The 11,669-nt window shown below is 67.4% G+C and carries 11 protein-coding genes and 1 pseudogene; 9 read left to right on the plus strand and 3 right to left on the minus strand.

What is annotated here, in order from left to right:
* The first annotated feature begins 191 nt into the window (after window positions 1-191).
* Together AC1DY5_RS24435 and AC1DY5_RS24440 are read left to right on the plus strand one after the other, a co-directional pair.
* Window positions 192-716: an MFS transporter gene (locus AC1DY5_RS24435; RefSeq protein ID WP_478115560.1), complete on the plus strand. Its 525-nt coding sequence runs from the start codon at window positions 192-194 to the stop codon at window positions 714-716.
* A gap of 237 nt (window positions 717-953) precedes the next feature.
* Window positions 954-1,307 (plus strand): annotated as a pseudogene (locus AC1DY5_RS24440) (aspartate/glutamate racemase family protein); the annotation flags it as partial.
* Window positions 1,308-1,398: 91 nt separating this feature from the next.
* On the opposite strand, the gene AC1DY5_RS24445 reads toward AC1DY5_RS24440, so the two are convergent.
* Window positions 1,399-2,406, minus strand: a complete 1,008-nt coding sequence (locus AC1DY5_RS24445; RefSeq protein WP_478115562.1) for a Bug family tripartite tricarboxylate transporter substrate binding protein — start codon at window positions 2,404-2,406, stop codon at window positions 1,399-1,401.
* On the minus strand, window positions 2,403-3,407 hold the full coding sequence (locus tag AC1DY5_RS24450) for a Bug family tripartite tricarboxylate transporter substrate binding protein (protein ID WP_478115564.1): 1,005 nt from the start codon (window positions 3,405-3,407) through the stop codon (window positions 2,403-2,405). The genes AC1DY5_RS24445 and AC1DY5_RS24450 overlap by 4 nt, the downstream gene beginning before the upstream one ends.
* A gap of 144 nt (window positions 3,408-3,551) precedes the next feature.
* Between AC1DY5_RS24450 and AC1DY5_RS24455 the strand changes: the two genes are divergently transcribed.
* The 6 genes from AC1DY5_RS24455 (at window position 3,552) to AC1DY5_RS24480 (ending at window position 10,415) form a co-directional block, all read left to right on the plus strand.
* On the plus strand, window positions 3,552-5,009 hold the full coding sequence (locus tag AC1DY5_RS24455; RefSeq protein ID WP_478115566.1) for an FAD-dependent oxidoreductase: 1,458 nt from the start codon (window positions 3,552-3,554) through the stop codon (window positions 5,007-5,009).
* A 76-nt stretch (window positions 5,010-5,085) separates the two neighbouring features.
* A complete protein-coding gene (locus AC1DY5_RS24460) occupies window positions 5,086-5,934 on the plus strand; it encodes an IclR family transcriptional regulator (RefSeq protein WP_478115568.1) in 849 nt (282 codons plus the stop codon).
* A gap of 39 nt (window positions 5,935-5,973) precedes the next feature.
* Window positions 5,974-7,266 carry an aconitase X gene (locus AC1DY5_RS24465; protein ID WP_478115570.1) on the plus strand — a complete coding sequence of 431 codons (1,293 nt, stop codon included), beginning with the start codon at window positions 5,974-5,976 and terminating at the stop codon, window positions 7,264-7,266.
* Window positions 7,263-7,736 carry an aconitase X swivel domain-containing protein gene (locus AC1DY5_RS24470; RefSeq protein ID WP_478115572.1) on the plus strand — a complete coding sequence of 158 codons (474 nt, stop codon included), beginning with the start codon at window positions 7,263-7,265 and terminating at the stop codon, window positions 7,734-7,736. The genes AC1DY5_RS24465 and AC1DY5_RS24470 overlap by 4 nt, the downstream gene beginning before the upstream one ends.
* Window positions 7,733-9,433 (plus strand): dihydroxy-acid dehydratase, encoded by a 1,701-nt coding sequence (gene ilvD / locus AC1DY5_RS24475; protein ID WP_478115574.1) that lies wholly within the window; start codon window positions 7,733-7,735, stop codon window positions 9,431-9,433. The genes AC1DY5_RS24470 and ilvD overlap by 4 nt, the downstream gene beginning before the upstream one ends.
* A 10-nt stretch (window positions 9,434-9,443) precedes the next feature.
* Window positions 9,444-10,415 carry a Bug family tripartite tricarboxylate transporter substrate binding protein gene (locus AC1DY5_RS24480; protein ID WP_478115576.1) on the plus strand — a complete coding sequence of 324 codons (972 nt, stop codon included), beginning with the start codon at window positions 9,444-9,446 and terminating at the stop codon, window positions 10,413-10,415.
* 128 nt (window positions 10,416-10,543) lie between these two features.
* Here AC1DY5_RS24480 and AC1DY5_RS24485 read toward each other — a convergent pair whose 3' ends face one another.
* The gene (locus AC1DY5_RS24485; protein ID WP_478115578.1) at window positions 10,544-11,311 is read right to left on the minus strand and encodes an IclR family transcriptional regulator; all 768 of its coding nucleotides are present in this window, start codon (window positions 11,309-11,311) and stop codon (window positions 10,544-10,546) included.
* Between the two features lie 164 nt (window positions 11,312-11,475).
* Here AC1DY5_RS24485 and AC1DY5_RS24490 point away from each other — a divergent pair.
* Window positions 11,476-11,669, plus strand: a 194-nt coding sequence (locus AC1DY5_RS24490) for an enoyl-CoA hydratase-related protein (RefSeq protein WP_478115580.1), incomplete at its 3' end; no start/stop codon positions are given.

Here is an 11,669-nt window from a genome sequence, read left to right on the forward strand (position 1 = left end):
ATCTGATGGCGTGGATCGACGAGCCGTTCACAGCGCCGCCCGATCCCGACGAATCACCCCAGGGCGCATTCGCATTCACTTGATGTTGGACAGCACCCATGGGGGCACGATCCTGAAATCCACACACAAGCCGTCCGGAACCCGCGTCAGTTCAGCATGTCATCCGCCGGATTCGCCTGTCTTGGACAGCAGTGTCGAAGAGCCTGCAATTCACGATGGTGATGCAGGGCGGTAGCCTGCTGGGTGCGATCGCCGCGTCGCTGCTCGGCTTCCATTTCCCGCGAAAGCGGGTGCTGACCGCCGGCGCCGTCTGTGCCTGCATGGCGGCCCTCACCATCGGCTTCGTCGCCAAGAGCATCGTGGTGATCCTGATCGCCGGCGCGACCTTCCAGTTCTTCGTGCTGCTGCTGAACACGACCATCTGGATCTTCGCGCCCGAGCTCTACCCGACCCGCGTGCGCGCCTTCGGCACCGCCTTCATCTTCGCGACCGGCACGGCCGCGGGTGCCTTCATGCAGCTGGTGGCCGGCCGGCTGTGTGATGGCTTCGGCCTGGTCGGCGTGATCGGCCTGGCCGCCGCGATGTACGCCATCTTCGTGGTCAGCGTCCAGAGCGTGCCCGAGACCTATGGCCAGTCGCCCGATGCGCTGCCGCTGCCCGGCGAGGCCCCGGCCGTGAACGGCGCCCACGCCGCCGCGACAGCGCAGGCGAACTGACCCTCCACTCCGGCGCCGAAATGCAACAACAGATCCTGCTGATCAACCCGAACTCGTCGACGGTCACGACGGCCATGATGGTCGAGATCGCGGCCGCCGAGGCGCCCGCGGGCCTGCGTGTCGAGGGCCGGACCGCGCGCGGCGGCCCGTCGATGATCGTCAACCCGCGCGAAACTCGACGCGGCGGCCATCGAGGTCGAGCGCAGCTGGCGCGACGCCGGGACGCACTGGGCCGGYGTGATCATCAGCGCCTTYGGCGACCCGGGCATCGAGCGCGTGCGCGCCGCCTGCCGGGTGCCGGTGGTCGGCATCGCCGAAGCCTCGATGCTGGAGGCCGGCGCGGCGGGCCGGCGCTTCGGCATCGCGACCGTGACGCCCGACCTGGTGCGCCCCATCGAAGGCCGCGCTCGCGCGCTCGGCCTGCTCGGCGCCTACGTCGGCACCCGGTTGACCGACGGCGATCCGCGCGAACTCGCAGCCGATCCGCAGGCCCTGGAAGAGGCCCTGGCGCAGGCGGTGCGGCGCTGCATCGACGACGACGGCGCCGAGGTCGTGATTATCGGCGGCGGCCCATTGGGGCAGGCGGCGATCGGGCTTCAGCGGCGGTTCGCGTTTCCTGTCATCGCGCCGATTCCGGCCGCGATGCGGCTGTTGCTGTCGCGCCTGGACGGTGATCGAGCCGCTACTGCCGCGTCAACCCGAGCTCGCGGATGATGCTGCCCCACTGCTGGTAGGTCGAGTGCGTGAGTTCGTCGAGCTGCTGCGGGCTCGACGCCTCCGCCTCATAAGCACCCTGGCGAAAGAAGTCGCGCGTGGCCGGCATCGCCAGCACCTGCGCGATCGCGCCATTGAGCTTGGCGACGACCGGTGTCGGCATGCGTGCCGGGCCATAGAAGCCGAGCCAGCTCGGCATGTCGAGGCCGCTAACGCCTTGCTCTGACATCGTCGGCACGTCGGGCAGCATCGGACTGCGGCGTGGAGCGGCCACGGCCAGCATGCGGACCTTGCCGGTCGCCGTGTTCGCGATGGCGTTCGGCGCGGCGTCGAAGTAGTACTGCACGCGGCCTGCCAGGAAATCCTTGGCTGCGTCGGTGCCGCCCTTGTAGGGGACATGGACCACGTCGAGCCCGGCCTTGCGCGCGAAGGCTTCACCGTAGATGTGCGACGAAGTGCCCGTGCCGAACGAGGCATAGCTCATCGTGCCCGGATGGGCCTGGATGTACGCAATCAGTTCCGGCACCGTCTTCGCCGGCACGCTCGCGTGAACCGTGAGCACCAGAGGACCCCGCGCGCCGAGCGAGATCGGTGTCAGGTCCTTGAACGGGTCGTAGCGGACCTGCGCCAGCGTCTGCGGGTTCTGCGCCACGACCGAGGAGGGCGCGTACATCATCGTGTAGCCGTCGGGTGCGGATCGGATGACTTCCTCGGTCGCCAGAATGAAGCTGGCGCCGGGGCGGTTTTCGACGATCACCGGGGTCTGCAGCACCTCGCCGAGCTTGTTGGCGACGAAGCGCGCCTGCGCATCCGATGCGCCACCGGCGGCCAGGCCCAGGATTATCCGGATCGGGCGGCCCTGCTCCGGAAACGGAGCCGGCGCGGCCGATGCCTGCGTGGCGAACAGCGGGGCCAGAGACAGGACCAACGAGCCGAGTGCGCGGCGGCGGTCGATGCGAAGAGGATGCGAGTTCATTCCTTGGCCAATCCCACTTGTTTCACCATCGCGCCCCAGCGGTCGTAGGTCGACCGCGTGATGCGCGCAAATTCATCCGGCGAGCTGCCGCCGGCTTCGTAGCCGCCACTGCGATAGAACTCTCGCACCTGGGCCATCGCCAGTACCTGGGCGAGCGCTTCGTTGAGGCGTGCCACCACCGGCGCCGGCATGTTCGCCGGGCCGTAGAAACCGAGCCAGCTCGGCAGGTCCAGGCCTTCGACGCCCTGCTCGGCCAAGGTCGGCACGTCCGGCAAGGCGGGGATGCGCGTGGCCGAGGCCACGGCGAGGATCCTGACCTTGCCGGAGCCGACCGTGATGATGGCGGAAGAGGCCGAATCGAACATGTACTGGACGCGGCCGCCGATCAGGTCCTTGGCGGCATCCGAACCGCCCTTGTAGGGGATGTGCACCGCGTCGATGCCGGTTTTCCTGATGAAGGCCTCGCCATAGATGTGCGAGGAGGTGCCGGTACCGAAAGATGCGTAGCTGACCGAGCCCGGATGCGCCTTCACGTAGCGGACGAGGTCGCCGACCGAATTCGCGGGCACGGTGGTGTTCACCGTCAGCACCAGGGGCCCGCGGCCGCCCATCGAAATGGCGGTGAAGTCTTTGAAGGGGTCGTAGGGAACCTGGAACAGCGTATGCGGGTTCTGGGCCATGGTCGACGAGGGCGCGTACATCAGGGTGTAGCCGTCCGCCGGTGCGCGCGCGACTTCGCTCGCCGCCAGCATGGTGCTGGCGCCGGGACGGTTGTCGACGATCACGCTGGTCCCCAGCACCTCGCCGAGCTTCTGGGCCACGATGCGCGCCTGTGCGTCGGTGCCGCCGCCGGCGGTGAAGCCGACGACGATGCGGATCGGCTTGCCCTTGGCGGGGAAGTCCTGCGCGCGGGCCCAGGGCGAGAGCGTCAGCAGCGAGCTGCCCAGCAGGAAATTGAATCGCCGCCGCGAGCTTCGCGCCGCCTGCAGGTAGATATCCATCTTGCCTCGTTCGTTGTTAAATGGATTGTCAAACCACAAACAACACGAGATACCCCGGGATTACCCGCGTTTCAATGGCCTGATACTGAATAAAATGGACATCGAAATCGAAATAATCGAGCCCGCCAGCTCCTGACCACAGATATGAAAACCATCGTCCGCACCGACGAACGCATCCTCAGCTCCGACATCTTCGATCGCGAGGGTCGCGTGGCGCGGACCGACCACGGGGTCTGGTCCGAGCCGGGCCGCGACATTCCTGTCTATCACCGGTGCGGCGTGCTGGTGGTCGGCGGCGGCCCGTCGGGCACCGCGGCCGCGGCGTCGGCGGCGCGGGCCGGCGCCGACGTCGCATTGCTGGAGCGCTACAACCACCTGGGTGGGCTGTCCACTGGCGGTCTCGTGATCTGGATCGATCGCATGACCGATTGGGAGGGCAAGCTCGTGATTCGCGGCTTTGCCGAGGAGCTGTTCGACCGGCTTCCCGCAGACGCGGTTGCCGGACCGGCGCGGGAAGACTGGGGTTCGCAGGATTCGGCCAAGGCCAGCCACTGGGCGCAGCGCACCGCCGCCTACCATGGCATCGTCACGTGGTCGCCGACCATCGATCCCGAGCGACTCAAGCTGCTGTCGCAGGAGATCGTGCTGGAGCGCAAGGTCAAGCTCATCTACCACTCGTGGGCCGCCGTGCCGATCGTGCAGGACGGCGCCGTCAAGGGCGTGGTGTTCGAGAGCAAGGAGGGGCGCATGGCGATCATGGCCGATGTGGTGATCGACGCCACCGGCGACGGCGATCTATTCGCGCGCGCCGGAGCCGCCTTCGTCAACGACATCGAGGAGGCGGACGTGCACCACTGCATGAACACCTCGTGGCTGTTCGGCGGCGTCGACATGGGCCGTTGGATCGACTTCAAGGCCGGCCGTCCCGAAGAGTTCAGCGCCTTCATGGCGCGCGGCCGCGAGCAGCTGGGCCTGTTCGAGCGACCCTTCGTCTCCTGGCGCAATGACGTCGCGTTGTTCATGGGGCCGCGCCAGTCGGGCTATTCGGCGCTCGACGTCGACGATCTCACCGCGGTGGAGGTGCGCTCGCACCGTGCGATGGACGCACACCTCGATTTCTTCCGCGCGCATGCGCCCGGCTTCGAGGACGCCTATCTGATGCTGAGCGCCCCGCAGATCGGCGTTCGCCATGCGCGGCGCCTCAGCGGTGTGGGCGCGGTGCTGCGCAGCCAATGGCCCGAAGGCCGGCCGCTGGCCGACGAGATCGGCGTGTCCCCGGCCGTCTCGCCCAAGTTTCCGAACATCTCGATTCCCTACGGTGCCCTGGTACCGGAGCAGCTCGACGGCTTGCTGGCCTGCGGCCGTCACATCTCGTGCGACCGCAACTCGCACGGCTTCATGCGCGAGATTCCGCAATGCTGGATCACCGGACAGGCGGCGGGCGCGGCGGCGGCGCTGGCCTCGCAGGGGCGAATCGAGCCGAGGGCGGTCGATGTGAACGCGCTGCAGTCATCGCTGCGGGCCCAGGGCGTGTATCTGCGAGCCGGTGCTGCCGGCGCCGGGTTGGCGGCCGCGCAGCCGCTCGAAGCGGCGAACAACTGAGCCGCGGACAATGATCGCGACGCTCAGACCCTCGCCGGCAGGCTCTACATTGGCGGAACTCCAAAAGAATTCCCTCATGGCCGCCGACAACAACCCGTTCTCTCCTCCCTCCGCCGACGCCGCCGATGCGCGCGCGGACCGTTCCGACACCGTGAGTGCGCTCGAACGCGGCATCTCGCTGCTGCGCAGCTTCACTGAAGACCGGCCGCTGCTCAGCCATGCCGAACTCGCGCGCATCACCGGCATTCCGAGGCCGACGGTCAACCGCCTGGTCGCGACGCTGGTGGCGATGGGGATGCTCAAGACGGCGCCAACTGGCGATCGCCTGACGCTCGGGCCGGGTGTGGTCTCGCTGTCGCGCGTCTTCCTCGGCAGCCTCGATGTCCGTGCCATCGCGCGGCCGGTGATGCAAGGCCTGGCAGAGGAAAGCGGCGCATCGGYCTATCTTGCCGTGCGCGACGGGATGGAGATGGTGCTGATCGAAGCCTGCCGCCCCCGCTCGACCATGCTGTCGGCCCGGCTCGACGTCGGATCGCGCGCGCCGCTGCCCAATTCGGCGCTTGGCCGGGCCTACCTTTCGGCGCTCGACGACGGCACGCGCACGCAGCTCTTCGATTCGATGCGCCTGATGCGCGGTCCCGAATGGGACAGTCTTGCGCCGGCCATGCTGCGCGCGATCGACGACGCCCAGCGCCTTGGCTATTGCCTTTCGCTCGGCGAATTCCATCGCGAGATCAATTCGGTGTCCGTGCCGCTGATCGGGCCGGGCAATGAAATTATGGCCTTGAACGCGGGCGGAGCGGGCTTCGTATTCCCCGAGGAACGCCTGCGCGACGAACTCGCGCCACGCCTGCGCGCGGTGGCCGAGCGGATCGCCGTCGACATCGGCGGCCATGTGCCGGTCTCGCGCATGCGCGAGCGCTGAGCTTCTTTTTTCGAACCCCCTCTAGCGAGACCCCAGGCGATGCAGCTGACCGATGAAGAAAAGGCGATGCGAGACGGCCGTGACGGCGCCGCGGTGCAGAAGGCGATGGACCTGCTCGCGCGCTACGGTGAAGCCCTGGGCGCCGAGCGGCTCGTGGAGACGCGCAATGTCTGCGCAACCATCACCTCGACGACGCCGTTCCAGCGCGACTTCGCCTTGAAGCAGGGCGGCATGGACGCGGTGTTTTCCGAGTTCAGCCTGGACAGCCAGGAGGTGGTGCCGATTCCGAAGTTCAAGGTTTTCACCAGTCATCTGCAGCTCGGCTTCGATCCGGGGCAGCCCGAGCGCATGGGCGTCAGCGAGGACATCGTGCGCTTCTACGAAAAGAGCGAGCGCCACGCGGCCGGACTCGGCGCCCAGATCATGAACACCTGCACGCCCTACCAGGTCGGCAACATCCCGACCCGCGGCGAACATTGCGCCTGGATGGAGTCGTCGGCGGTGATCTACTGCAACTCGGTGCTCGGCGCTCGCACCAATGCCGAAGGCCGGGAGAGCACCGGCGCCGCGATGCTCACGGGCCGCATCCCGTACTGGGGCTACCACCTCGACGAGAACCGGCTCGGGACGCACGTCGTCGAGCTCGACATCGAGATCGAGTCGGTGCAGGACTGGGGGCTGCTCGGCTACTTCATCGGCGAACAGGTGCAGGATCGGGTTCCGGTGATCCACAGCCGACGCGGCATCGGCCGGGTGCCGAACCTGCCGCGGCTCAAGCACTTCGGCGCCGCGGCCTCGTCTTCGGGAGGCGTCGAGATGTACCACGTGGTCGGCGTGACGCCGGAAGCGCTCAGTCTCGAGCACGCCCTGGGCGGCCGCAAGCCGGTGCAGGTGCTGCACTATGGCGAGGCCGAGCGCCGCGCCACATACGAAACCATCAACTCCACCGCCCGCAGCGCGGAGATCCAGTATGTGATGCTCGGCTGCCCGCACTACACGATCGAGCAGATCTGGGAGGCGGCGCAACTGATCGAGGGGCGCAAGGTGCACCCCGATTGCGAGCTGTGGATCTTCACGCCGCGCGCCATCAAGTCGCTGGCCGATCGCAACGGCTACACGAAGATCATCGAGGATGCGGGAGGCATCCTCATGACCGACAGTTGCTCGGCGATGAGCCGGGCGGTACCCAAGGGCACGCAGTCAGTGGCCCTGGATTCGGCCAAGCAGGCGCACTACCTGCCCGCCATTCTCGGCGTGCAGGCCTGGTTCGGCAGCACGGCCGAATGCATCGATGCGGCCTGCACGGGGCGCTGGAACGGGAGCCTCGCATGAGCGCACTGAGACTGGACACGCGCCAGAGCGGCCCGACCCTGGTGATCCGGGGGCGCAAGGTGGTCGGTGGCATCGCCGAGGGCGAGGCGCTGGTCACGCGGGAGCAGATTTCGGGTTGGGGCGGCATCGATCCGCGCACCGGCACTGTCATCGAGACGCGGCATTCGCTGCGCGGCCAGAGTTTCGCGGGCAAGGTGCTGGTGTTCCCGGGGGCCAAGGGATCGTCGGGCTGGTCGGCGATGTTCCATGTGGCGCGGCTCATGAACACGGTGCCGGCGGCATTCCTGTTCAACGAGATGACGACCAAGGTCGCGCTCGGCACGGTGGTCGCGCATTCGCCGTCGATGACCGACTTCGATCGCGATCCGCTCGAGTGCATCGAGACCGGAGACTGGGTGCGCGTGGATGCAGACCGCGGCGTCGTCGAAGTCACGAAGAAGAACAGTTGCAACCAGGAGGCCGCACCATGACACGTCCGCTGCGCAGCAATTTCCCGCGTGGTTCCTATCTCTGGTCGGTGCGCAATGCCCACTGGCGCGCGCTCGGCATCCCCGAGGAAGACTGCGAGAAACCCAAGATCGCGGTCGTCAACAGTTCCTCGGAGCTCGCCGCCTGCTTCAGTCATCTGGACCAGGTTGCCGTGCAGGTCAAGGAGGCGATCCGCGCCGCGGGCGGGGTTCCTTTCGAGATCCGCACCGCCGCGCCGAGCGACTTCATCACCGGCGCCGGAGCCCGCGGCGCCTACATGCTGGCGGCACGGGACCTGGTGACCAACGACATCGAAGTCGCGGTCGAGGGCGCGCAACTAGACGGCATGGTCTGCCTCACTTCGTGCGATAAGACGGTGCCGGGGCAGTTGATGGCGGCAGCCCGGCTGAACATCCCGACGCTGCTGGTGCCTTGCGGGTACCAGCCGAGCGGTGAGTTTCGGGGCCGCCACATGGACATCGAGGAGGTCTTCATCGGTGCGATGCATGCCGTCACCGGCACGCTGCCGGTGGGCGAGCTGATCGAGATGAGCCGCGAAGCGATTCGCGGCCCGGGCGTGTGCTCCGGCCTCGGAACGGCCAACACGATGCACATCGTTTGCGAGGCGCTCGGCCTGGCGTTGCCGGGAAGTGCGCCGGTCGCGGCGCTGAGTCCGAAGATGATGTCCGATGCGCGCGCGGCCGGGGCTCGCATCGTGCAGATGGTGTGGGACGACCTGAAGCCGCGCGACATCCTCACGCCCGGCGCGTTCGCGAACGCCGTGCGGGCGGTGCTCGCGATCGGCGGTTCGCTCAACTCGGCCAAGCACCTGCAGGCCGTGGCCACCGAAGGTGCGTGCGGCGTGGATGTGTACGGCCTGTTCGAGCGGCTCGGCCCGGAGACACCGGTGCTCGCCGGCGTGCGTCCGATCGGCGAGCACAGCATCGAGGCGTTCGAGGCGGCCGGCGGCTGCCGGGCCCTGATGAAGCAGCTCGAGCCGCTGCTCGACACCGGCGCGCGCACGGTCAGCGGCGACACCGTCGCGGGCAACCTGCGCGGCGTCGAGGTGGCGAACGCCGAGGTCATCCGGGCGATCACCCGGCCGGTCGCATCGCGGCCCGCGATCATCCTGCTGCGCGGCAACCTGGCACCCGAATCTGGCCTGATCAAGACCGGCATCGTCGAGCGCAAGGTGCGCCGGTTCAGCGGTCCGGCGGTGTGCTTCTGGAGTTCCGACGAGGCGATTGCGGCGCTGAAGCAAGGCCGCATCCATGCCGGCCAGGTGGTGGTCATGCGCGGTGCCGGTGCCTGCGGCGGTCCTGCGATGGGCGGAGGCGCCTCGCGCGTCGTCTTTTCGATTGACGGTGCCGGCCTTGGCGACGACGTCGCGCTCCTGACCGACGGCCACCTCTCGGGCCTGGTGTGCAAGGGCCTGGTAGTCGCCGAAGTCTCTCCCGAGGCAGCGCTCGGCGGACCCTTGGGATTGCTCGAGGACGGCGACATCGTCACGATCGATCTCGACGCCCGCCGCCTCGATGTGGCACTCGACGAGGCGCAGTTGCAGGCGCGCCGCGCGGCCTGGCGCCCGCCGCCGCCGATGCATCACACCGGCTGGCTGCAGCAGTACCGGCGCAACGTCGGTCCGCTGTCGCAGGGCGCCGTGCTCGTGCAAGCGCAAGAACCCGTGCCGCCCGGCTAAGGAGACAAAGATGCAACGCAGAACGATCCTTCGGTGGGCTGCGCCCATCGCCGCAGCGCTCGCGCTGCCCCACGGCGCGAGCTGGGGCGCGGAGGCCTTTCCCGAGAAGCCGATCAAATTGATCGTGGGCTTCGCTCCCGGCGGAGGCGCCGACGCGATCACGCGGATCATGGCCGAAGGCTTGTCCCGGCAACTGGGCCAGCAGGTGGTGGTCGAGAACCGCCCGGGTGCCGATGGCGTGCTGGCGGCGCAAGCCGTGAGCGGCGCACGGCCCGATGGCTACACGCTCTTGATGGGAACCAACACCGCGATGGTGGCGGCACCGACACTGCGGCAGAACCCGCCATACGACCCCTTCAAGGCCTTTGCGCCGATCAGCAGCGCGGGGCAGTTCTCGATGTTCTTGGTGGTGCCGGCCTCCTTGCCGATCAAGACTGTCAGCGATCTGCTGGCCATGGTTGCGGCCAGGCCCGGTGCCTACAACTCGGCGTCGAGCAACAGTGCCGCCGAGCTGGCGATGCTGCAGCTGCTCGGCGGACGCAAGGTCGTGAACGCGCGCTACAAGGGCGACATGCAGGCGATGACGGATCTGCTGGGCGGACAGGTGCAGATGATGTTCACCACCGGAACGCTGGCGCCCGCCTTCGTGCGCGACGGACGCGTCCGTGCGCTCGTCACGCTGCAGCCGCAGCGAAGTGCGCTGCTGCCCGATGTGCCGAGCGCGGGCGAACTCGGACTCGGCAAGCTGACCATCACGCCCTGGGCCGGCTTCTTCGGGCCACCGGGGCTGCCGGTGGAGAGGGCGGAGAAGCTGTCGGCTGCGCTGCAGGAGACGATGAGAGATCCTGCCGTCCACGATCGATTGGTTCAGCAGGGCTTCGAGGGCTATGGCATGAGTCCGGCGAAGTTTGCCGAGTTCTTCCGGGCGCAGCACGACGCTTTCGTTGCGACGGTGCGTGAGCACGGCGTCAGCTTCGAGTAGGGCGCATTCGCCCGGTTTCCGATCAGGGTCGGCGCTTGCGCAGCGGCGCCATGCTGACGCCCAATATCCGCCACAAGGTGCACGACCTCCTGAGCCTGCATGCCTCTCGGAGGCGCGCGACCGCTAGGCTAGACGCGTAGCAGTTGTCGCGACAAGAAGCTGCAAGTCGCCACCAGCAAGTTCGCGCACTCGGCCACGTTGCCTTCGATGCGGTGCCTCGGCCCGGCGACAGCAACGGCCAGGGTCTCGTTGTTGATCGTGAGAAAGGTCGCGACCGCCCACACGTCACTCACGTTCTCGCCCCGGGTCACGAAGTAGCCGACCCTTCGACTTTCAAGGATGTCCTGGATCAGTGCCTCGTGTTCGGTCTTCGTGGTCGGGGTGATGGAGGCCAGCTGCCGGCCTTCCAGCCAGGCGCGCAACTCTGGCTCCTTGAGGCTCCCCAGCAAGGCCTTGCCGATGGAGCTCGAATGCAATGGCTTGAACTCGCCGGGCTTGGCCGAATAGCGGATCGAGTGAAGCCCTTCGATGACCTGCAGGTAGATCACCGATTCCCCCTGGCGCTTCCCTAGGATCACGGTTTCGCGGGTCGCATCGCGCAGCCGTTCCAGCACGGGCGTCGCATGTTCGACGAAGGGATCTTTCGCGAGGATGTCGTTCGCCACGTCGTACATGCGTTTGGTCGGATAGAGCGCGCGCGGCCGGTTGAGCGTGTACAGGTAGCCGCGCGCCGTCAGCGTCGAGACGATGGCGTGGCAGGTGCTCTTTGGAATGCCGACCGCCTCCGCCAGGTCGGTCAGCGAAAGCGGCCTCTGGCTCGCCTGGAACGCCTCAAAGATGTCGATCACCCGCTCGATCGAAGTCACCGTCACACCGGACATCACCCTTCCTTCCATGAACGTCTCATTGGCCGAAGTTCGGCCGGTTGAACGAATCGGATCAATTCGTTCCGTTTAGCTTCGCCGCCGCATTATGTTCCTAATGCTGAACAAATGTTCTTGTTCTGGAACTTGTCGCTTCATAGCATTGGCACGCAACAACTCGACGGAGACCAGACAGCGTGCAAACAAGCAAGGACATCACAGTGGAGGAGCGGCCCGWTGGCGTCGTGTGGATCACGATCGACCGGCCGCACAAGCACAACGCACTCGCCCGTGGGGTTCTCGCCGAACTGGGGCAGGCCGTGGCCACGGCCGGGGCCCGCCCGGATGCCCGCTTCATCGTCCTGACAGGGGCCGGGGACCGGTTCTTCGC

It is taken from the genome of Variovorax sp. P4_D9, from assembly GCF_056401695.1.